Raw genomic sequence first — 21,822 nt, 5'->3', positions numbered from 1 at the left:
CGGGGCGCCGCGCGATAAAAAAAATTAGCGCGGGATCGCCTGCTCGGGAAACATTTGCAAGTTCCAGCCGAGTTGTCCGCGCAGCAATTGCCAGTCGAAGCCGGCGCCCGGGTCCTGCTTGCGGCCCGGTGCGATGTGCTCGTGGCCGGCGATGTGGGCAATGGCGTAGTGCTGCGCGATGGCGGCACAGAGGCTGGCCAGCGTTTCGTATTGCGCCTCTTCGAAACGCTCGCCTTCCAGGCCTTCGAGTTCGATGCCGATTGAATCGTCGTTGCAGTTCTGGCGGCCGCGCCACGCCGACACGCCGGCATGCCAGGCACGGTCGTCGCAGCTCACGAACTGCCAGAGCTCGCCATTGCGCCGCACATAGAAATGCGAGGAAACCTCGAGGCCGCGGATGGATTGGAAGTAGGGGTGTGCGTCCCAGTCGAGCTGGTTGGCAAAAAGCTGTTGCACGGCATCGCCGCCGTATTCGCCGGGCGGCAGGCTGATCGAATGCAGCACGATCAGGTCGGTCTGCGCGCCCGCGGGCCGGGGACCGAAATTCGGCGAGCGCAGCGCCTTGGCGAAGCGATACCAGCCGGCGTGCCAGAGGCCGTCGCCGTGGCTGCCCGCGCTGGCCGGTGCGTCAGTCGTCGGCATGGCTGGTGGCACCTTCGTCGCCGTTGGGCGTGGTGATGCCCAGCCGCGCGATGCGGTAGCGGATCTGGCGCAGGCTCATGCCGAGCCGCGCCGCGGCCGCCGTGCGGTTGAAGCCGCTTTCGCGCAGCGCGCGCACGAGAATCTCGCGCTCCTGCTGGTCGAGGTAGGCCTGCAGGTCGGAGGGAAGGGCGGCGGGCCTGGACTCCGCAACCGCGCTTGCGGCCGGAGCGGGCGCGGCGGGCGATTCGACGCCGGCCTCCGACGCAGAAGTCGGCAACGCAGGCGCGGACGCTGCCGCGCCTGAGGAATCGGCCGGCGCCGCGGCAGGCTGTCCTCCCGCCGTCAGGTCGAGGTGCAGCTCGTCGCCGTCGTTGAGCGCCACGGCGCGATGCAGCAGGTTCTCGAGTTCGCGCACGTTGCCGTCGAGCGGATGCTGTGCCAGGCGGCGCAGCAGATCGGCGGACAGGTGGGGCACCGGCAGCCCGCCGTCCTGCGCAATGCGCGCGAGCAGCGCGGCGCAAAGCGCGGGCAGGTCTTCGCGCCGGTCGCGCAGCGCGGGCACCGCAATCTCGATCACGTTGAGCCGGTAGAACAGGTCCTGCCGGAAGCGGCCGGCCTGGACTTCGGCATGCAGATCCTTGTGCGTGGCGCTCACGATGCGCACGTCGACCGCGTCTTCCTGCGTGGAACCGATCGAGCGCACGCTGCGCTCCTGGATGGCGCGCAGCAGCTTGGACTGCATCGCCAGCGGCAGGTCGCCGATCTCGTCGAGGAACAGCGTGCCGCCGCGCGCGGCCTGGAAGTAGCCGTCGCGGTCTTGCGACGATCCGGTGTAGGAGCCCTTGCGGGCGCCGAAGAATTCGGCCTCGAGCAGGTTCTCGGGAATGGCGCCGCAGTTGACCGCGACGAAAGGGCCTTCGCTGCGCTGGCTGCAGGCGTGCACGGCGCGCGCCACCAGTTCCTTGCCGGTGCCCGATTCGCCGCGCACCAGCACCGGCGCCATGCCGCGTGCCACCTTGGCGATGCGCGACTTGACCAGCCGCATCGGCTCCGAGTCGCCCACCAGCCGTTGGAGCGACGCGACGCCGCTGCCTGGAATGACGGGCGCATCGGTGCGTTCGCCCGTTTCCGCCGGCGCCGCCCGCGCCGCCTTGGTGGGCAGCGCCTGCTGCGCCTGCACGGCGGAAGCGACCACTGCGCGGAACTGCTTGAGATCGACCGGCTTGGTCAGGTAGTCGAACGCGCCGGCCTTCAATGCCTCGACCGCGTTTTCGGCCGAGCCATAGGCCGTCATCACGACGCAACGCTCGCTGCGCTGGTTCTTCTGGATGCGATGGATGATTTCCATGCCCTGCCCGTCGGGCAGCCGCATGTCGGTGATCACCGCATCGAAATGCGCGGCCTCGAGGTGCTGCCAGGCTTCGGAGACGCTCCCGGCGGCCTCGACGCGATAGCCCTCGCGCAGCAATGTCAGTTCATACAGGGTGCGCAGGTCGGGTTCGTCGTCGATGACCAGGATGTTGGCCGGACGCTGCAGGGAAGGAGGAGGAGTGCTCACGGCGCTATTGTGTCAGCCGGTTTTCGCTTGGCGCAAAGCTGACGAAGAATTCGTTGCCTTCGGGTCCGCCCGCGACGAGCGCACGCCGTTCGTAGCCGATGGTGGCGCCATGGCGCCGGCACAACTCGCGGCACAGGAAGAGGCCGAGCCCGCTGGAGCGGCTCTCGGAAGAGAAGAAGGGTTCGAACAGATGGCGTTGCACCGCCGGCTCCAGCGGCGCGCCGTCGCTCCACACCTGCAGGCTCGGCCGGCTGGAGCTGCCGCGTTGCATGGTGGTGACGACCTGGATCGAGCCTTCCCGGTTGCCGGCGTAGCGCGCCGCGTTGTCCAGCAGGTTCACGAGCAGGCGGCGCAGGTGCTCGACGTCGAAGCGCACTTCGCTGTCGGCGGCATCGAGCGTGATCAGCACGCCCTGGCGGTGCGTCTGGCGCACCCATTCTTCGGCCAGCGCACGCACCGCGGGGTCGAGCGCGACCTGCTCGCCGAGCGAGAGCACGCGCTGCTGGCGCGCGCGCGAAACATCGAGCACGTCGTCCACGATGCGGGCCAGCCGCTGCGCGTTGTGCTGGACCATGCTGGTCAACTTGCGGTGTGCGGGATCGGTGAGGTCTTCATTGAGCAGGGCGCTGGCCTGCGTGATCGCGGCCAGCGGATTGCGGATTTCATGCGCCACCGCCGCCGACATACGGCCCATCGCGGCGAGCTTTTCGGTACGGATGCGGGCCTCCAGTTCGCGCAGGTCTTGCAGGAACATCACGCAGAGGCTGTCGACGCGCTGGTCGCTGGTGGGCGTGAGCCGCGTGCGCACCCGCACTTCGCGCGCGGCGCCGCGCGCTTGCGCCACGGGGATTTCCTCGCTTTGGGGAGCGCGGCGCGCAAAGGTCTGGCGTGCCAGCGCCGCCAGTGCATGCCAGGCCGGCTGCGCATGCAGTGCAAACGGGAGGGCGAGCCGGGCCAGGCCTTGTCCGAGGATGGCGTCGGCCGCCGGATTGGCCGCATGCACCATTCCCTCGGCGTCGATCACCAGCACGCCTTCGCTCAGTGTCTCGATCACCAGGTCGTTGACCTGCGCCTGCATCTGCGCGCTGCTGCGGTTGCGCAGCGCGGTTTCTTCTTCGCGCGCGAGCCGGCGCGCCAGCTCGTGCGCCAGCAGGGCCACGACGAAAAGGCCGGTGCCGGTGAGCGCCGCCTGCACGAAGCGGGTGGAGGAGTCGCCGGGCTGCTGCAGCCAGTGCCAGCCCGCGTCGGCCAGCAGCAGCAGGGTGACCGTGGCCGTGGTGCCCAGGCCCACGGTCACCGTGCCGAGCACCGCGCTCAGGAGCACCGGCAGCGCGAACAGCGGCGTGTAGTTGATGTTGCCGCCCTGGAGCACCTGGAGCGCGGTGAAGGTGCCGAGGTCGATGCCGATGGTGATGAACCACAGGGCCGCGAAGCCCCGGATCGGCGGCGTGAAATGCGCGTAGCGGGCGCCCAGCCAGGTGGCGATGAGGTAACCGGCCGAAAGCGCAATGGCCAGCGGCTGCATCGTCTGGCCGAGCGCCAGTGCCACGCCCTGCAACAGCACGAGCACCACCGCAACGAAGCAGCGCGCCGCCATGAAGCCGCGCCACAAGCGCAGCAGCGCGGCGCTCTCGTTATGCCCCGGCTCGAGCAAGTCCCAGTCGGTGGCGGCCTCGCCTCGCGGCCAGAGGGAAGAGCTCATGGAGCGCGGCGTCCGTTCAGCCGCGCTCGGCGGCCTGGCGGTGCGCCGCACTGCAATAGACCGCGTCGCCTGGACCCCCGATCGCATCGCTCGCGGGCAGGTGCAAGCCGCAATGGGCACAGCGCAGCATGGCCTGCGGAGCCGCCGGCGCGGCGGGCGGCCGCTGGGCGCGGGCCGCCGCCTGCTCGCGCTGGGCCTCGCGCATTTCCTCCCGGCGGTTCTTGCGCCAGAGCCAGATGGCCACCCAGAGCACCGCGAGAACAAGAAGATATTTCATGGCGTGCCGCGCGCCAGCACCACTTCGAGCACGAAGCGCGAGCCCACGTAAGCCAGCAGCAACAGGACGGAGCCGGCGTAGAGCACGCGCCGCGCCGTGCGGCCGCGCCAGCCGAAGCGGACGCGGCCGATCAGCAGCACCGCGAAACTGATCCAGGCGAGCACCGAGAACACGGTCTTGTGGTCCCACTTCCAGCCGCGGAACGTCGCGCCATACAGCGTTTCGCTGAACAGCAGTCCTGCGAGGAGCGTGGCGGAGAGCAGCACGAAGCCGGCCATCACGAAGCGGAAGGTGAGCCGCTCGAGCGTGAGCAGCGGCAGGCCGGCCTGGGGTTCGGTGGCCAGGCGGATCTGCTTCTCGGCCCGGGTGATCAGCCAGGCATGGACCACCGCCGCGCCGAACAAGCCATAGGACGCGATGCCGAGCGCAAGGTGCAGCGGCAGCCAGGGCGATGCCGAGACGTGCAGCGGCGTGCCCGGAAACAGTACGCCGAGCAATACGGCCGCCGCCCCCAGCCAGGCCAGCACGCGGCGGACCTTCATCTGCGGGTACATGCTGCTTTCGATCGCATAGACGGTGAGCACCAGCCAGGCGGTCACGGAGAGCGCGGGCGCAAAGCCGAAGCGGGGCTGGCTGCCGACCAGGCCGTGGCCCAGCACCGCGGCATGCAGCAGCCACGCCAGCCCGAGGGCCCATTGGGTGGTTTTTCGGCTCAGCCGGGCACCTGCGGCAGCGGCAAACCCATAGGCAGCCGCGGTGGCGATGCCCAGCGCCACCGCGAGTGGGGAGGGGATCGCTAAAATCATCGCTAGAGTTTATCTCCCCCAGGCGTGCGCACTTTCCCCGTGTCGCGGCGCCATCCTCCCGTCAGGGGCGACACCCGGGAACCGGCCGAGCCGTCCATGGGTGTTTCGCGAAGGGGCAGTAAGCGGCCGATCTCCAGTTCTCGACTTTCCAATGACCCGCCGCGGCGGGCAGCAAGGCATCCCTTTCATGGCCACCGCCCTTACAGAAAAGTTTTCCCGCCTCGTCAAGACGATGAGCGGCCAGGCGCGCATCACCGAAAGCAACGTGCAGGACATGCTGCGCGAAGTGCGCATGGCGCTGCTCGAGGCCGACGTCGCGCTGCCCGTGGTGCGCGACTTCGTGGCGCGCGTCAAGGAAAAGTCGCTCGGCCAGGAAGTGCTGGGCTCGCTCAAGCCGGGCCAGGCGCTGGTCGGCATCGTGAACCGCGAACTCGCCGCCACCATGGGCGAGGGCGTGTCGGACATCAACCTTGCGGCACAGCCGCCCGCGGTGATCCTCATGGCCGGCCTGCAGGGCGCGGGGAAGACCACCACCACCGCCAAGCTGGCCAAGCACCTGATCGAGAAGCGCAAGAAAAAAGTGCTCACCGTGTCCGGCGACGTCTACCGTCCCGCCGCCATCGAGCAGCTCAAGATGGTCACGAAGCAGGCCGGCGCCGAATGGTTCCCGAGCACGCCGGACCAGAAGCCGCTCGACATCGCGCGCGCCGCGCTCGACCACGCCAAACGCCACTTCTTCGACGTGCTGCTGGTCGACACCGCCGGCCGCCTGGCCATCGACGAAGTGCTGATGACCGAGATCAAGCAGCTGCATGGCGCGCTCGATCCGGTCGAAACCCTGTTCGTGGTCGACGCGATGCAGGGCCAGGATGCGATCAACACCGCCAAGGCCTTCAAGGACGCACTGCCCCTCACCGGCATCATCCTGACCAAGACCGACGGCGATTCGCGCGGCGGCGCGGCGCTGTCGGTGCGGCAGGTGACGGGCGTGCCGATCAAGTTTGCCGGCACCAGCGAGAAGATCGACGGCCTCGAGGTGTTCGACGCCGAGCGCCATGCCGGCCGCATCCTGGGCATGGGCGATATCGTCGCGCTGGTCGAGCAGGTCACGGCCGGCGTCGACGTGGCGGCGGCGCAGAAGCTCGCGGCCAAGGTCAAGAGCGGCGCCGGCTTCGACCTGAACGACTTCCTCGGCCAGCTGCAGCAGATGAAGCAGATGGGCGGCCTCTCCAGCCTGATGGACAAGTTGCCGCAGCAGATGGCCGCCAAGGCCACCGAGGCCGACATGACCCGTGCCGAGCGCGACATCCGCCGCAAGGAAGGGATCATCCAGAGCATGACGCCGCTCGAGCGCCGCAAGCCCGAACTGCTCAAGGCCACGCGCAAGCGCCGCATCGCGGCCGGCGCGGGCGTGCAGGTTCAGGAAGTGAACCGCCTGCTCAACGAGTTCGAGCAGATGCAGGGAATGATGAAGAAGATGAAGGGCGGCGGCCTCATGAAGATGATGAAGCGCATGGGCGGCATGAAGGGGATGGGCGGCATGGGCGGTCCGGGTGGTCCCAAGCTGCCGTTCTAGATATATATGGCTGCCCCTTCGGCAGCCGCTCCATGAAAAAAGCCGGCCCAGTGGGCCGGCTTTCTTGTTTGCGATGAGCTTCAGCGCATCAGGCAGTCGCCAGCGCCGCGGGGCGCGCCAGGCGCAGCGCATGCATCCAGGCGCGGCGCAGCACGGCCGGCGAACGCGATTCCTCGGGAATCAGCAGATAGCCGCGGTCGCGCAGCGACGTGCCCAGCGCGATCTGGCTGGTCAGCACCGTGAGCGGAATGGCCAGCAGCAGCGGCAGGCCCACCGGCATGAGCCAGATCAGCGCGCTCGGATCGATCATTGCGACGCCGAGGGCCAGTGCGCCGACCACCAGGCTCATGGGAGCGAGCTGCGACACGGCGACCTTCCACGGCACGGCAGCGGCTTCGCGCGGGGGCGACTTCCAGTCGAGCTTGATGCCGGTGAGGGCGACCAGCACGAACAGCGAGTGGGCCAGCATGCGAACCGGCGCCTGCACGATGGCCAGGCCGCTTTCGAGCACCGAGCTCTTCACCAGTCCCCACAAGCCGCCGTACTGGCGTTGCTCGCCGCGCATCAGCACGGCAGCGATGCCGAGCACGCGGGGCAGGAACAAGAGGCACAGCGTCCAGACCCACAGGCCGGCCAGTTCCGCCGGCAGCACGCTCCAGCTGGAGATCAGGCTCGAGCCGCTCAGCCACAGCGCGGTGCCGAGCGTCAGGAATGCGAGCCACAGCGGTGCCGAGACGTAGGCCATGGTGCCGGTCACGAACATCGCGCGGTGCACCGGATGAATGCCGGGCTCGGCCATCAGGCGGGCGTTCTGCAGGTTGCCCTGGCACCAGCGGCGGTCGCGCTGCAGTTCGGCCAGCAGGTCCGGCGGTTGCTGCTCGTAGCTGCCGACCAGGTCGGCGCAGAGCCACACGTTGTAGCCGGCGCGGCGCATCAGCGCGGCTTCGACGAAGTCGTGCGACATGATGCCGCCCGACATGCCGCCAGTGCCCTTGATGGGAGCCAGCGCGCAATGCTTCATGAAGGGCTCGACGCGGATGATCGCGTTGTGGCCCCAGTAGTGCGATTCGCCCAGTTGCCAGAACTGCATGCCCAGCGTGAACAGGCGGCCCGTCACGCGGGAAGCGAATTGCTGTGCGCGGGCATGCAGCGTCACGTGGCCGATGGCCTGCGTGGCGGTCTGGATGATGCCGGCGGTCGGGTTGGCTTCCATCAGCTTGACCATCGAGGTCAGGCAGTCGCCGCTCATCACGGAGTCGGCGTCGAGCACCACCATGTAGCGGTAGTCCTTGCCCCAGCGGCGGCAGAAGTCGGCCACGTTGCCGGCCTTGCGGTGCGTGCGGCGGGTGCGCAGGCGGTAGTAGACCTCGACCTGCGGCTGGTTCGGGCTGTCGGCCAGCGCGGCACGCAGGTCTTCCCAGGCGGCGCGCTCGGCGGCGGCGGTTTCGGGGTTGTAGCTGTCTGACAGCACGAACACGTCGAACTGCCTGGCGTGGCCGGTGGTCGCAACCGATTCGCAGGTGGCGCGCAGGCCGGCGAACACCGTGGCAACGTCTTCGTTGCAGATCGGCATGATGATCGCGGTGCGTGCTTCGGGGTTCATCGGGTGATGAGCCACCTGCTTGACCGAGAGCGCGTGCTTGTCACCCCGCACCGAGACGTAGAAGCCCATCAGTGCGGTGACGAAGCCGGTGACGACCCAGCCCGAAAGCAGGCCGTACAGGCCGATCTGGCCGTATTCGAGCCAGACGTTGTCATAGTCGGGTTGCACGCCGGCAAACAGCGCGGACGCAATCACGGTGCTCAGCAGCGTGAGCGCCATGAACGCGAAGCGGCGCTGCGCCGCGGCACGCTGCCACGGCTGCTTGACCTGTGCGCCGGCTTCGGCGGTTTCAGCTTCCGGCTTGCCGCCGGCGCCGAGCTTGACCAGCACGGCGGTGCCCAGGCTGTTCCAGAAGCCGCGCCAGGGGCGGGGCGCCATGGAGCCACGGTTGACCGGCGGAGCGGTCACGGCATTGGGATGGCGTTCTTCGCGCACCGGGCTGCGGTGCGAAAAGTCGGCGTCGGTCAGCACGTTCAGTTGGGAGAAGTCGTTTGGCTTCATGTGTGATTTACCAACGTTGCTTATCGAGGGAAGGGGTGTCGCCAATGGCAGGAAAGCGCTTGATGACGCAATCCGGTTCGGCGCCGCCTGCGCTTGCGAGCGCGGCCGCCGAATGACCCGCGGCACGGGGCCGCGAGAGGGAAAACTGCTTTTGACGCAGGCCGTCGCGCTGCGGGCGCAGTGCGAAAGATGGGCTGGTGAGTGCTGTCATGCCTGTACAGGGGCAAACCCTGTGCCAGGCTGAAAAAACGCTTTCAGATCAATGGGTTGGAGCGATCTGGATGCAGTTTTCGGGGTTGGAGCCGGTTGGAAGGCCCCGAAACCCCTGTTTTTGTCGCCGAATCCCGACAAGCCTTGGCGGCTGGTGGGAAAAAGCCTTTTAAATCAACAGTTTAGGGGCGTCGCTACTCGGCGACAGGCTCGCTGCCGGGAGCGACAGCATCGGCCTTGAAGTGCCCCGGCGTGAGCTCGTGCTTCTGCAGCAGGCGGTAGAACTCGGTGCGGTTGCGGTCGGCCAGCCGGGCGGCATCGGCCACGTTGCCGTCGGTCAGCTTGAGCAGCCCGACGAGGTAGTCGCGTTCGAAGCGCTGCTTGGCCTCGGCATAGGTCTGGACTTCGACCGTCGGCACGCGCAGCGCCCGCTGCACGAGGGCCAGCGGGATCAGCGGGGAGCTCGACAGCGCGCAGACCTGCTCCACCACGTTGTAGAGCTGGCGCACGTTGCCGGGCCAGGCCGCCGTGGCCAGCGCCTTGAGCGCCTCGGGCGCGAAGCCGGAGAGCCGCTTGCCGTATTTGGTCGACAGCTTCTGCAGAAAGTGGTTCGCCAGGAGCGGAATGTCTTCGCGCCGGGCCGACAGCGGCGGCAGCGTGAGCGTGACCACGTTGAGGCGGTAATAGAGGTCTTCGCGGAACTGGCCCGCCGCCATGGCCGCGTCCAGGTCGCGGTGGGTGGCCGAGATGATGCGCACGTCGACCTCGATCGACTGGCTGGCGCCGAGCGGACGCACCGCGCGTTCCTGCAGCACGCGCAGCAGCTTGACCTGCAGCGCGGGCGGCATGTCTCCGATTTCGTCGAGCAGCAGCGTGCCGCCGTCGGCCTGCTGGAACAGCCCCTTGTGGTTGGCATGCGCGTCGGTGAAGGCGCCCTTCATGTGGCCGAACAGTTCCGACTCGAGCAGGGCCTCCGGAATGGCGCCGCAGTTGACGGCCACGAAGGGTTTGTCGGCCCGGGCGCTGGCCTTGTGGATGGCGCGCGCCAGCAGTTCCTTGCCGGCGCCGCTGTCGCCGCGCAGCAGCACCGAGGCGTCCGATTTGGCCACCATGCGGGCCTCGGCCAGCAACTCGGACATTCGGTTGCTGCGGCTCACGATTTCGGCGCGCCAGCTTTCGTCGCCGGCCTTGGTGGGCGTGCTGGCCGGAGCGCCGAGCGCCAGCGCCTGGGCGATCTTGTCCAGCAACTCGCGCCCGTCGTAGGGCTTGGTGAGGTAGGTGAACACGCCGCGTGCCGTGGCCTCGACCGCGTCGGGAATGGTGCCGTGGGCGGTGAGCAGGATCACCGGCAGCGAAGGGTGCCGCTTCCTGATTTCGTCGAACAGCTGGAGCCCGTCGCGCCCGGGCAACCGCACGTCGCTGAGCACCAGCTGCGGATGCTCGATCTCGAGCTGCGTGAGCGCGGTTTCGGCCGAGGTCACTGCCGTGACCTGGTAACCCACCGAACTCAGCCGCATCGAGAGCAGCCGCAGCATGTCCGGATCGTCGTCGACCACCAGCAGGCGCGCGCCGGTCGTGCTCATCGGAGGGGGCCTTTGCGCGATCGCTGGATGTTCATGGGGTGGGCTTGGTGCTGTTGGGTGCGGGAAGGGTCGGCACCGGTGCGTTGTTGGGACGCGCGAAGCTGCGCTCGATGGCGCGCAGCGCCTCGATGCGGTCGTTGAGCTGGTCGATGCGGCGCTGGCTCTCGCGCAGTTGCTGCCCCTGCTTGTCGCGATCGTCCTCGACGCGGCGCTGCTCGACGTAGCGCGCGGCCAGTGCGCGCGCAAGCGGCTGCAGCGGCTGGGCCTCGGGCGAGGGGTTGGACATCACGCGCTGCAGCAAGCCCAGAGCGCGCGCCAGGTCGGCCGGAACGCGCGTCTGCGCCAGCAGCAGCGCAAGCTGCATCTGCGCGGTGGGCGAATCGCCCGGGTCGCCGGCACGGGTGATTTCGGCGCTCAGCTCGGCGCCGCCCAGCGGGCGAACCTTGTCGGCATAGGCCAGCATGGCCGCCACGGGACCCTGGGTCATCAACGTGAAGAGCGATGCCGGCTGCGTGGCGGGCGCCTTGGGCTCGGCCTCGACCGGCATCACGCGTGGCACGGCGGGCGGCGGCGGCAGGGCGTCGGCCTCGGCGGCGGGCTTGGGCTGCGTCGCGCAGGCGGCCAGCAGCAGGACGAAAGGCATGGCCACCGCCCCGGACAGGGTCGAACTGCGGACGAACGAAAAAAACATGGGTCGAAAAAAGGACAAGAGGCGGTGTTTCAGGTGGGTGCCCGGGTTCGCGGAGCTTCAGGAAGGGTTCAGGCCGTGCGCGGCAGTTCGATGCGAAAGCGCGCGCCGGGCCCGCCTGGCTGCAGGGTGATGCGGCCCCCATGGGCAGCAATGTACTCCTGCACGATGGAAAGACCGATGCCGGTGCCCTTGACCGCGTGCTCGGGCTGGCGCTCGCCCCTGTAGAAAGGCTCGAAGATGCGGTCGCGGTCGCCTTCGGCAATACCCGGGCCGGCGTCGTTGACATCGATGCATGCCGAATCTGGCGTGCCGGACACCGCGATGGTAATGACGCCGCCGGGCGCCGAATAACGGATGGCGTTCGACAGCAGGTTGGCCACCGCGGTACCCAGCTTGACACGGTCGACCGTGAGAGCCAGCGCCTCGCCTTCGGCCCGAACGCGCAGCCCGTGGGCCTGCCATTGCAGTCGCTGGGCCTCGATCTGTTCCTCGATCAGCGGCAGCAGCTCGGTGCGTTCGCGGCGCAGTTCGCGCGCCTCGAAGGCGGCCGCATTGAAGCGCAGCAGCGCCTCGATCTGGCCCTGCAGCGACACGGTGTTCTGGTTCAGGATCTGCGCCACTTCCAGCTGCGCCGGATTCAGCGGGCCCGTCACCCCATCTTCGAGCAGCGAAACGCCTTCCCGCAGCGCGGCCAGCGGCGTCTTGAGCTCATGCGACACGTGGCGCAGGAAGCGGGCCTTGTCGGCGTCCAGCTCGGTCAGGCGCAGGCGCAGCCATTCGAGCTGCTGCGACACGCGCCGGACGTCGGCCGGGCCGCGGATGTCGATCGGTTCGTCGAGCCGGTTCTGGCCCAGTCCGACGATGGCGTGCTCGAGCCGCTTGAACGGGCGCGCGAGCCAGATGCCGAAAGCCAGCGCCAGAGACACCGCGAGCACGCTCGCCGCCACCACCTCGCGCATCAGGCGCCGGCGCGCGTTCTCGATGCGCTTGGCGAGCGCGTCGTTCTGCATCTCGATCAGGAACTGGGCCTGCTGCGCGATGTTCGTGTTGAGCGAATCGAGATCGCGGAACTGGATCGCCATGCTGTTCTCGCGCGAGAGCGCGGTATCGGCGCTGCCGCTCATCAGGCCCTCGATCACCCCGAGCTGGGTGCGCCACATCTCGATGCCCGTGGGCGCAAGGCCGTTCCTCTCGAGCCGATCGAGCACTTGGTGTGCCTCGCGCGCGGCGTCGTCGAAACGGCGCCGCAGCACGGCATCGTTCAGCACCAGCGACTGGCGCCCGGCACGCTCCATGGCCGCACTGCGCTCGGCCAGCGACTGGGCCGCGCCCGAAAGCCGCAGCGCACGGGCGGCCGCATCGCGGCTCTGGGTCATGAGCGCGTCGTACTGGAACACCGAGCGCAGCGCCACGCCCACCAGGAGGGCGGTGATCAACAGGAAGGCGAAAAGAAGGAGCTGCTGGAACGAGCCCCGTGCCGACGGCCGTTTCGCCATCAGGCGGCGAGCGCGGCGGAAGCCGGCGCCGTCGACGATTCGCGCGTGGCCACTTCGCCGCGCAGCGTGTAGGCCAGCGAGCGCGTGATGCGCAGGTCGGCCATCTGCCCGACCAGGCGCGCATCGCCTTCGAAGTTGACGACGCGGTTGCACGCGGTGCGGCCCATCAGCTCGTTCGCGTCCTTGCGCGAGGCGCCTTCGACCAGCACACGCTGCGTGGTGCCGACCAGCGCATCGCCGAAGCGGCGCACGTTGCCGTCGATCACGCGCTGCAGCGTCTGCAGGCGGGCCAGCTTCACCGCATGGGGCGTGTCGTCGTGCAGCGCGGCGGCCGGCGTGCCGGGGCGCGGGCTGAAGATGAAGCTGAAGCTGTTGTCGAACTGGCAGTCGTCGATCAGCTTCATCATCTTGGCGAAGTCTTCGTCCGTCTCGCCCGGGAAGCCCACGATGAAGTCGCTCGACAGCGCGAGTTCGGGCCGGATGGCGCGCAGCTTGCGCACCGTGCTCTTGTATTCCATGGCCGTGTAGCCGCGCTTCATGGCCATCAGGATGCGGTCGCTGCCGTGCTGCACCGGCAGGTGCAGGTGGCTCACGAGTTGCGGCACCTTGGCGTAGGCCTCGATCAGCCGCGGCGTGAACTCGTTGGGGTGGCTGGTGGTATAGCGGATGCGCTCGATGCCCGGAATCTCGGCCACGTATTCGATCAGGAGCGCGAAGTCGGCAATTTCGGCCGTGTCCCCCATGCGGCCGCGGTAGGCGTTCACGTTCTGCCCGAGCAGCGTGACCTCGCGCACGCCCTGGTCGGCCAGGCCTGCAATTTCCACCAGCACGTCGTCCAGCGGGCGGTTCACTTCCTCGCCGCGGGTGTAGGGCACCACGCAGTAGCTGCAGTACTTGGAACAGCCCTCCATGATCGACACGAACGCGGTCACGCCCTCGACGCGCGCGGGCGGCAGGTGGTCGAACTTCTCGATCTCGGGAAAGCTGATGTCCACCTGCGGGCGCTCCAGCCGCTCGCGGTCCTTCAGCATCTCGGGCAGGCGGTGCAGCGTCTGCGGGCCGAACACGATGTCGACATAGGGCGCGCGCGCAATGATGGCCTCGCCCTCCTGGCTGGCCACGCAGCCGCCTACGCCGATCTTCACGCCCTTGGCCTTCAGGTGCTTCACGCGGCCGAGGTCGGAGAACACCTTTTCCTGCGCCTTCTCGCGCACCGAACAGGTATTGAAGAGGATGAGGTCGGCCTCGTCCACGTTCTGCGTCGGCTCGTAGCCCTCGGCGGCGTTCAGCACGTCGGCCATCTTGTCCGAGTCGTACTCGTTCATCTGGCAGCCGAAGGTTTTGATAAAGACTTTTTTGCTCATGGGGTGCTCTCTGGGCCTCCCGCTACGGGAAGCCGAAATGCAGGACGAGGCCATCGCTCCTGCGGCGCAGCGGGCGACGGCCCGCCGGCTTCTTCATTGCGTGTTGACGGTGTCGTTCGACGTGAACGGCCAGATGTTCAGGAACGGCTTGTTCAGCGACTCGCGGCTGGCCGTGGCCTCGCTCGGCGTGAGGATCCACACCTCGCGCAGCAGGCCGGCGGCATCGCGCGTGTAGTTCACCAGGTATTTCTGGCCGACGATGCCGCCTGCCATCACCAGCATGTTCTGTTCGCTGCGGATGCGGGCCCCGGGCGCCAGCCGGTCCGCGTGGCCGTCGAGTTCGACGTCGGGGGCACTGATCACCATGAACTTGCCGCGCAGCGTGCCGACGGGGAAGGTGCGCCCGCCCACCAGCGACTCGTTCTGGGTCTGCGGCCGGGGCACGTCGGCCTGGGCGGCCGCGTCAATGGAAAAAAGGCTTGCAGCTACTGTGCAAAGCGCTATGAAAGTGAGAGCATTCGTAGGATTCTTGCAGCGGTTCATGGGGTATATCCAGAGGCTGTGGAGCGGCGATTTTACCGAGGGGGTGAAATCCCCCTTGGCGCCCGCCACAGCGGGTTGTGCATGGGCCCTTGCATGGTGGCTTTACTTATCTTTACGGCACTCGTGGACACTGCAGGCCGACCGCTGCTCCAATAGCCGCTGTCAGCCCAAAGTGCTCAAAAAACCATGAAGAAAAAACTCGTTCTCGCCCTTGCAGGTGTGTTGATCGTAGCCGTCGCGGGATGGTGGTGGAACGGGGCTGGCGAGCGCATGTCGGCAAAGAACGCCAAGCCGGCCAGCACGGCCGGCGGAGCGCCTGCGGGCAGTGCACCGCCCGCGCTCGTCACCCTGGCCACGGCCGAGCGGCAGGACGTGCCGGTGACGGTGCAGGTCAACGGCAGCGTGGTGTCGCTCAACAGTGTCGACCTGCGGCCGCAGGTGACCAACACGGTGGCGGCGGTGCACGTGAAGGAAGGGCAGTTCGTCAAGGAAGGTCAGCTGCTCTTCACACTCGACGACCGCAACGACCAGGCCAACCTGGCCCGCGCCCGCGCCCAGCAGAAGCGCGACGAGGCCACCATGGCCGACCTCGAGCGCCAGTACAAGCGCAGCCAGGAACTGGTGGCGCAGAACTTCATTTCCAAGAGCGCTGCGGACGCCACGCTGTCGCAGCTCGAGGCGCAGCGCGCCGCGGTGTCGGCCGACCGCGCCGCCGTGCAGTCGTCGCAGGTGGCGCTCGGCTATGCCACGCTGCGTGCGCCCATCGCGGGGCGCATCGGCGCCGTCAACATCTACCCGGGCACGCTGGTGCAGCCCACGCTGTCGCTGGTCACCATCACGCAGCTCGACCCCATCGCGGTGAGTTTCCCGGTGCCGGAAGCCAACCTGCAAGACCTGCTGGCGGCGGCGCGCAGCCGATCCAAGGTCGAGGCGCTCGTCAGCGGGCGCAAGGAGCCGCTGACCGGCGTGCTCAACTTCGTCGACAACACGGTCGACCCGCAGATCGGCACCGTGCGCGCCAAGGCGGTGTTCGACAACGCCGACCAGAGCCTCTGGCCCGGCCAGTTCGTCGGCACGCGGATCACGGTGCGCACCCTGCCGGGCGCCACGGTGGTGCCGGCGGCGGCGCTCATGATGCTGTCCGATGGCGCTTCGCTCTACGTGGTCGACGAGGCCAGGGACGCCAAGCGACGCAAGGTGCAGGTGCTCTATACCTTCGGCACCAAGGTGGCGGTGAGCGGCGTGGAGCCGGGCGAGCAGGTGGTCATCGAGGGTAGCCAGAACGTGCGCCCGGGTGGCAAGGTCCGCGTCGACAAGAAGGCCGCGCCGGCCGGCACCACCGGCGTCACGCCGGGCAGCGCCGCCTCCTCGGACCCCCAGACTCCGCGGGAACGCGCATGAACATCTCGGAGCTGTGCATCCGTCGTCCCGCGATGACGGTGCTGTTGTCCGCCGCCGTCGTGGTGGCGGGCATCTTTGCGTACTTCAGCATCCCGGTCGCGGCGCTGCCGAGCTACAACACGCCGGTCATCAACGTGAACGCCCAGCTGCCGGGCGCGAGCCCGGACACCATGGCGTCGTCGGTCGCGCTGCCGCTCGAAAAGCAGTTCTCGACCATTCCGGGTCTGCAGACCATCAGTTCGGTCAACACGCAGGGCGTGAGTTCGATCACGCTGGAATTCGTGAGCAGCCGCGACATCGACGCCGCCGCCGTCGACGTGCAGGCCGCGCTGCTGCGCGCCCAGCGCCAGTTGCCGCAGGAACTCACGCAGCTGCCTTCGTACCGCAAGGTGAACCCGGCCGATGCGCCGGTGCTGTTCATCGCGCTGATTTCTCCGTCGATGAACCCGTCCGAGCTCAACGACTATGCCGAGAACCTGATCTCGCCCACGCTCTCCACCATCGACGGCGTGGCGCAGGTCGGCGTCTACGGCCGCAAGGCCTTCGCGGTGCGCATCAAGGCCAATGCCGACCTGCTCAACGCGCGCAACATCACGCTCGACGAACTGGCCAAGGCGGTGAACTCGGCCAACGCCAACACGCCGGTCGGCACGCTCGACGGGCCGCGCCAGACGCTCACCATCCAGGCCAACCGGCAGCTCACCAAGGCAGAAGATTTTGCCAAGCTGATCGTCGGGCAGCGCAACGGCGCGCCGGTGCGGCTCGACGAAGTGGCCACCATCGAGGACAGCTTCGAGTCGGTCAAGACCGCGAGCAGCTTCAACGGCCAGAGCTCCATTTCGCTTGCCGTGCAGCGCCAACCCAATGCCAACACGGTGGAGGTGGTGGACGCGGTGCGCGCGCTCATTCCGCGCTTCAAGGCCGAGCTGCCGCAATCGGTCGAGATCCACATGGTGAACGACCGCTCGCTGTCCATTCGCGAGGCCGTGCACGACGTGCAGCTCACGCTGCTGGGCACCATCGCGCTGGTGGTGCTAGTGATCTTCCTGTTCCTGCACCGGCTGGTGGCCACGCTGATTCCGGCGGCGACCATTCCCATCTCGCTGATCGGCGCGGTGGCGCTGCTCTATGCCTTCGGCTACAGCCTGGACAACGTCTCGCTGCTGGGCATCACGCTGGCCGTGGGCCTGGTGGTGGACGACGCCATCGTGGTGCTCGAAAACATCATGCGCTACGTCGAGAAGGGCATGGAGCCCTTTGCCGCGGCGCTGCGCGGTGCGCGCGAGGTGGGCTTCACCATCATCTCGATCTCGATCTCGCTGGTGGCGGTGTTCATTCCCATCTTCTTCATGCCGGGCGTGATCGGCCTGCTGTTCCACGAGTTCGCGGTGGTGGTGGCGCTGGCGGTGCTGGTGTCGGCCGTCGTCTCGCTCACGCTGGTGCCCATGCTCGCGAGCCGGCTGCTCAAGCACGTGCCCCGCAAGGAAGGCGTGCTCGACCATGAAGAGGAGCATCCGGAACCCGGCACCGCCATCGGCCGCACCTTCGAGCGCGGCTATCGCTGGGTGCATGGCAGCTACATGCGAACGCTCGACTGGACGCTGGGACACCGCACGCTGATGCTGCTGATCGCCGGCGGCACCTTCATCGTCACCGCGTGGCTTTTCGGCTCCATTCCGAAGGGCTTCTTTCCCGAGGAAGACATCGGGCAGATCCAGATCACCACCGAAGCGGCCGAGGACATTTCCTTCACCGCGATGAACGCACTGCAGGAACGCGTGGCCGCATCGCTTCAGGCTGACCCGAGCGTGGCCTACGTGAGCTCGTTCGTCGGCGTGGGCGGGCCCACGGCCACGCAGAACTCGGGCCGCCTGTTCGCCGTGCTCAAGCCGCGCAGCCAGCGTCCCAAGATGGCAGCGGTGCTCGAGTCGCTGCGCCAGCGCTTCCGCGAGATTCCGGGCATTGCGGTCTACATGCAGCCGGTGCAGAACCTGCGCCTGGGCGGCCGCCAGAGCAAGGCGCGCTTCCAGTACACGCTGCAAAGCGTGAACGCGGGCGAGATGGTGCCCTGGGCCACGCGGCTCATGGAGCGCATGCGCGCCGACCCCGCCTTCCGCGACGTCACCAGCGATTCGCAGAACCGCGGCCTGCAGGCCACGCTGGAGGTCGACCGCGACAAGGCCGGCGTGCTCGGCGTCGCCGTGGGGGACCTTCGCACCGCGCTTTACAACGCCTACGGCGACCGGCAGATCGGCAGCATCTACGGCGCGAGCAACACCTACCAGGTGATTCTCTCGGCCTCCGACAACGACCGGCAGTTCGAGGACGACATGTCGCGCCTGTCGGTGCGCAGCACCACGGGCCGGCTGGTGCCGCTCTCGGCCTTCTCGACCGTCAAGCGTACCGTGGGACCGACCTCGGTCAACCACCAGGGCCAGCTGCAGGCGGTGACGGTGTCGTTCAACCTCGCGCCCGATGTGCCGCTGGGCAACGCGACCGCGAAGATCGACCAGTTCAAGGAAGAGCTGAAGATGCCGCCATCGATCATCACCACCTACGGCGGCGATGCGGCGGTGTTCCAGAGTTCGCAGGCCAGCCAGGCCGTGCTGCTGGTGCTGGCGGTGCTGGTGATCTACGTGCTCCTGGGCGTGCTGTACGAAAGCTACATCCACCCGCTGACCATCCTGGCCGGGCTGCCGTCGGCCGCCGTGGGTGCGTTGCTCTCGCTCAGGCTCTTCGGCTTCGATCTGACGCTGATCGCCACCATCGGCATCCTGCTTCTGATCGGCATCGTGAAGAAGAACGCGATCATGATGATCGACTTCGCGCTCGATGCGCAGCGCACCCAGAGCATGACGCCGGTCGACGCGATCCGCGAGGCGTGCCGGCTGCGCTTCCGCCCCATCATGATGACCACGCTGGCCGCGCTCATGGGTGCCCTGCCGCTCGCATTGGGGTTGGGCGCCGGCGCCGAACTGCGCCAGCCGCTGGGTGTGGCGGTGGTGGGCGGGCTCATCTTCTCGCAGGTGATCACGCTCTACATCACGCCCGCGATCTATCTTGCGCTCGACCGCTACAGCGGCACCGGGCCGATGGTCGACCTGCCGGGCGAAGCAAGGGCCGAGGCCGGTGGTGCCGCTGCGGCGCACGCAGCCTCCTCGCACGCCTAGGTCGTTGTTTCGTCGAGGATGTCGTCGTCCGCCGCCAGGTGGGCGGTGTCGCTCCAGCCCACCAGGCTGAAGCCCTCGGGCGTCCACAGCATGCGGTTGATGGCCGCGTTGCCGAGCTGCCAGGTGCGCGGCGCCTGCAGCTCCTGGCGCGTGGCAGCGCGGTAGAGCACGTCCATCACGCCGCCATGCGCCACCAGCGCCACCAGCTGGCCCGGATGGCGCGCGGCCAGTTTCGACGCAATGCCCGTCACGCGCTCGCGAAACGCCAGCAGGCTCTCGCCGCCCTCGGGCTCGAACTCGGGATCGCGCTCGCGCCAGCGCCTGGCCTGGTCGGGCAGGGTGGCCTCGATCTCCGCGAAGCTCATCCCCTCGAAGCGGCCGAAGGCGCGTTCGCGCAGGCCGGGCTCGGGGTGCACCGTGAGGCCGTGGGGCCGCGCGATCTCCTGCGCGGTCTGCCAGGCGCGCGACAGGTCGCTCGCGTAGATCGCGCCGATGTCTTCTTCGGCCAGTGCCTGCCCCACGCGCCGGGCCTGCCACAGGCCCGTGGCATTGAGGCCGACGTCGAGCTGGCCCTGGATGCGCGTGTCGACGTTCCAGGCGGTCTCGCCATGGCGAACGGCAATCAGGCGGGTGATTTCTTCCATCTGGCGGGATTCTAGAAGCGCGTCATTTCTTTGCCACGGGCAGCTCGATGTTCACGCGGCGCTCGCCCTGCGGCGGGTTCGGAAACCCCTGCAGCGCGGCCTGGAACATCACCGGCAGGATGGTCGAGCTCACGTTGTACGGCCCGTCGTTGCGGGCCCGCGTTTCGTAGACCACGCGGTTCGAGCCGATGTCGCGCAGCACGACGCTCACTTCACGCTCGTACCAGGGGTTGGCCGCGGGCGGAATGAAGCCAGGTCCGCCGTACCAGCCGCCGCCATACCAGCGGCGTGCGTAGCCGTGGTAGCCGTAGCCATAGCCTCCCCAGGGGCCGTCGAAGAGCCACGGGTCGGCCCAGGGCGAAAGCCCGACCGTGACCCGCGCCCCGATCTGCGCGCTGTACTGCGGCTTGGCGTCGTCGCGGCGCAGGCCGGCTTTTTCGAGCGCCGCGGCGGCCATCGCCTCGAGCGATTCCTGCCGGGCGGCGTCGGCCTGCTGCGAAGGCAGGCGCTCGAAGCGATAGGTGGCGCCGGGCGGCACCGCGGCGAGCGACGAAAAACTCTTCACATTGCTGTCGACCACCCAGGAGGTGGCGCAGCCGCTCAAGCTAGCTACCAAAAAAAGAGCTGAAAACGCACGTTTCATGAGGATCTCCGGGCTCCGCGGCCCAAAATTCCCCTGGGTTGCCCGCTCAGCCCTGGAGGATGCGCAGGGCTGCAGGTGCCTGGGAGAGCAGGTCGAAAGAGGGCGTGTCGAAGGCCTTGTCGCCGTCTTCGTCGGCCACGCCGGTGGCCTTCAGACCCTTGAAGTCGTGCTGCGTTCCGTCGAGCAGGTGGGAGGGCACCACGTTCTGCAGCGCGGTGAACATGTTCTCCACGCGGCCGGGGTGCTTCCTGTCCCACTCGCGCAGCATTTCGCCGACCTGCTTGCGCTGCAGGTTTTCCTGGCTGCCGCACAGCGTGCACGGAATGATCGGGAATTCGCGGTGCTGCGCCCAGCGCACGAGGTCTTTCTCGGCCACGTAGGCGAGCGGGCGGATCACGATGTGCCTGCCGTCGTCGCTCACCAGCTTGGGCGGCATGCTCTTGAGCTTGCCCGCGAAGAACATGTTGAGGAAGAAGGTCTGCAGCATGTCGTCGCGGTGGTGGCCGAGCGCCACCTTGGTGGCGCCGAGTTCGTCCGCCACGCGGTACAGGATGCCGCGGCGCAGACGGCTGCACAGGCCGCAGGTGGTCTTGCCCTCGGGAATCACGCGCTTGACGATGCTGTAGGTGTCCTGGTTCTCGATATGGAAGTCCACGCCGAGTTCGCTCAGGTACCTGGGCAGCACCTCTTCGGGAAAGCCGGGCTGCTTCTGGTCGAGGTTGACCGCAACGATGTCGAAATGGATCGGTGCGCGGGCCCTGAGCTTGAGCAGGATGTCCAGCATGGCGTAGCTGTCCTTTCCGCCCGAGACGCACACCATGACCTTGTCGCCCTCTTCGATCATGTTGTAGTCGACGATGGCGCGGCCCACCTCGCGGCACAGGCGCTTTTCGAGCTTGTGCGTCTCGCGTTCGATCTTCAGCGAATTGGCGGGGGTGGCGCCGGCGACGGGCGCCTCGTCGATCCAGACGGCGTTCATGGGTGGACTACTTCAGGCAGGACAGGGGGAGGAAGGCCCCGATTTTGCCTTGGATCACCATTCCCCGGCTTCCATGCGGATAGCCACCTCGCAGTCGTCGAAGATTTCGAGCTTGGCGATCTTCACCCGCACGCCGACCACGCCGGGCAGCTGCAGCAGGCGCTGCGCAAGCTTGCCGATGAGGGTTTCGAGCAGGTTCACGTGCTCGGCCGTGCACTCGTCGATGATGATGCGGCGCACCTTGCGGTAGTCCAGCACGTGAAAAATGTCGTCGTCCTTCGGCATCAGCGGCTGCGCGCCCAGATGCAGCTCGGCATCGACCTGGATCGGCTGCGGCGCCGTCTTTTCCTGGTCGAGGATGCCCAGGTTGGCGTCGAAGCGAAGCCCTTGCAGGGTAAGTGTCTGGCGGCCGATGGGGGTAGAGGGCATGGTG

Annotated in this window: 19 protein-coding genes; 3 read left to right on the top strand and 16 right to left on the bottom strand. The window is 67.9% G+C overall.

Annotated elements, in window-relative coordinates; genetic code table 11:
• Positions 1-24: 24 nt before the first annotated feature.
• Genes ampD through ACAM55_RS20245 form a run of 5 tightly spaced genes read right to left on the bottom strand, consistent with a single transcriptional unit; the run spans position 25 to position 4,985 of the window.
• Positions 25-642, bottom strand: coding sequence for a 1,6-anhydro-N-acetylmuramyl-L-alanine amidase AmpD (gene ampD, locus ACAM55_RS20265; RefSeq protein WP_369653253.1), 618 nt, complete (start codon positions 640-642; stop codon positions 25-27).
• On the bottom strand, positions 629-2,179 hold the full coding sequence (locus ACAM55_RS20260; RefSeq protein ID WP_369656437.1) for a sigma-54-dependent transcriptional regulator: 1,551 nt from the start codon (positions 2,177-2,179) through the stop codon (positions 629-631). The genes ampD and ACAM55_RS20260 overlap by 14 nt, the downstream gene beginning before the upstream one ends.
• A gap of 25 nt (positions 2,180-2,204) precedes the next feature.
• Complete coding sequence (locus ACAM55_RS20255; RefSeq protein ID WP_369653252.1) at positions 2,205-3,902, bottom strand: nitrogen regulation protein NR(II); 1,698 nt, start codon at positions 3,900-3,902, stop codon at positions 2,205-2,207.
• 16 nt (positions 3,903-3,918) lie between these two features.
• Entirely contained in the window at positions 3,919-4,179 is a 261-nt protein-coding gene (locus ACAM55_RS20250; RefSeq protein WP_369653251.1) for a PP0621 family protein, read from the bottom strand.
• Positions 4,176-4,985, bottom strand: coding sequence for an inner membrane protein YpjD (locus ACAM55_RS20245; protein ID WP_369653250.1), 810 nt, complete (start codon positions 4,983-4,985; stop codon positions 4,176-4,178). The genes ACAM55_RS20250 and ACAM55_RS20245 overlap by 4 nt, the downstream gene beginning before the upstream one ends.
• Before the next feature lie 187 nt (positions 4,986-5,172).
• Here ACAM55_RS20245 and ffh point away from each other — a divergent pair, with 187 nt between their 5' ends.
• Positions 5,173-6,561 (top strand): signal recognition particle protein, encoded by a 1,389-nt coding sequence (gene ffh / locus ACAM55_RS20240; protein ID WP_021005679.1) that lies wholly within the window; start codon positions 5,173-5,175, stop codon positions 6,559-6,561.
• 88 nt (positions 6,562-6,649) lie between these two features.
• Here ffh and mdoH read toward each other — a convergent pair whose 3' ends face one another.
• The 7 genes from mdoH to ACAM55_RS20205 all read right to left on the bottom strand — a co-directional run bounded on the left by mdoH (position 6,650) and on the right by ACAM55_RS20205 (position 14,552).
• Entirely contained in the window at positions 6,650-8,665 is a 2,016-nt protein-coding gene (gene mdoH / locus ACAM55_RS20235) for a glucans biosynthesis glucosyltransferase MdoH (RefSeq protein WP_369653249.1), read from the bottom strand.
• A gap of 7 nt (positions 8,666-8,672) precedes the next feature.
• Complete coding sequence (locus ACAM55_RS20230; protein ID WP_369653248.1) at positions 8,673-8,876, bottom strand: hypothetical protein; 204 nt, start codon at positions 8,874-8,876, stop codon at positions 8,673-8,675.
• 193 nt (positions 8,877-9,069) lie between these two features.
• Positions 9,070-10,458: a sigma 54-interacting transcriptional regulator gene (locus tag ACAM55_RS20225; protein ID WP_369653247.1), complete on the bottom strand. Its 1,389-nt coding sequence runs from the start codon at positions 10,456-10,458 to the stop codon at positions 9,070-9,072.
• A 31-nt stretch (positions 10,459-10,489) separates the two neighbouring features.
• Entirely contained in the window at positions 10,490-11,149 is a 660-nt protein-coding gene (locus tag ACAM55_RS20220) for a hypothetical protein (protein WP_369653246.1), read from the bottom strand.
• A gap of 68 nt (positions 11,150-11,217) precedes the next feature.
• Entirely contained in the window at positions 11,218-12,645 is a 1,428-nt protein-coding gene (locus tag ACAM55_RS20215; RefSeq protein WP_369653245.1) for a sensor histidine kinase, read from the bottom strand.
• Positions 12,645-14,009: a tRNA (N6-isopentenyl adenosine(37)-C2)-methylthiotransferase MiaB gene (gene miaB / locus ACAM55_RS20210; protein WP_369653244.1), complete on the bottom strand. Its 1,365-nt coding sequence runs from the start codon at positions 14,007-14,009 to the stop codon at positions 12,645-12,647. Before miaB ends, ACAM55_RS20215 begins: the two co-directional genes overlap by 1 nt.
• Positions 14,010-14,102: 93 nt before the next feature.
• A complete protein-coding gene (locus tag ACAM55_RS20205) occupies positions 14,103-14,552 on the bottom strand; it encodes a hypothetical protein (RefSeq protein ID WP_369653243.1) in 450 nt (149 codons plus the stop codon).
• 270 nt (positions 14,553-14,822) lie between these two features.
• On the opposite strand from ACAM55_RS20205, the gene ACAM55_RS20200 reads away from it, so the two are divergent.
• Both ACAM55_RS20200 and ACAM55_RS20195 read left to right on the top strand, forming a co-directional pair.
• Complete coding sequence (locus tag ACAM55_RS20200; protein ID WP_369656436.1) at positions 14,823-15,953, top strand: efflux RND transporter periplasmic adaptor subunit; 1,131 nt, start codon at positions 14,823-14,825, stop codon at positions 15,951-15,953.
• Positions 15,950-19,123 carry an efflux RND transporter permease subunit gene (locus ACAM55_RS20195; RefSeq protein WP_369653242.1) on the top strand — a complete coding sequence of 1,058 codons (3,174 nt, stop codon included), beginning with the start codon at positions 15,950-15,952 and terminating at the stop codon, positions 19,121-19,123. Before ACAM55_RS20200 ends, ACAM55_RS20195 begins: the two co-directional genes overlap by 4 nt.
• Here ACAM55_RS20195 and ACAM55_RS20190 read toward each other — a convergent pair.
• The 4 genes from ACAM55_RS20190 to ACAM55_RS20175 are packed head-to-tail and all read right to left on the bottom strand — an operon-like array spanning position 19,120 to position 21,818.
• Entirely contained in the window at positions 19,120-19,767 is a 648-nt protein-coding gene (locus tag ACAM55_RS20190; RefSeq protein ID WP_369653241.1) for a histidine phosphatase family protein, read from the bottom strand. The genes ACAM55_RS20195 and ACAM55_RS20190 overlap by 4 nt on opposite strands.
• A gap of 22 nt (positions 19,768-19,789) precedes the next feature.
• Positions 19,790-20,410: a DUF4136 domain-containing protein gene (locus tag ACAM55_RS20185; protein ID WP_369653240.1), complete on the bottom strand. Its 621-nt coding sequence runs from the start codon at positions 20,408-20,410 to the stop codon at positions 19,790-19,792.
• A 46-nt stretch (positions 20,411-20,456) separates the two neighbouring features.
• Entirely contained in the window at positions 20,457-21,389 is a 933-nt protein-coding gene (ttcA, locus tag ACAM55_RS20180; RefSeq protein WP_369653239.1) for a tRNA 2-thiocytidine(32) synthetase TtcA, read from the bottom strand.
• A 54-nt stretch (positions 21,390-21,443) separates the two neighbouring features.
• Positions 21,444-21,818 carry a dihydroneopterin aldolase gene (locus tag ACAM55_RS20175; protein WP_093019634.1) on the bottom strand — a complete coding sequence of 125 codons (375 nt, stop codon included), beginning with the start codon at positions 21,816-21,818 and terminating at the stop codon, positions 21,444-21,446.
• Positions 21,819-21,822 lie beyond the last annotated feature (4 nt).

Source organism: Variovorax sp. V213, assembly GCF_041154455.1.
In the GTDB taxonomy this organism is placed as follows: Bacteria; Pseudomonadota; Gammaproteobacteria; order Burkholderiales; family Burkholderiaceae_C; genus Variovorax.
The sequence above is the reverse complement of the archived record's forward strand: the minus strand, read 5'-3'. Positions and strand labels throughout refer to the sequence as shown.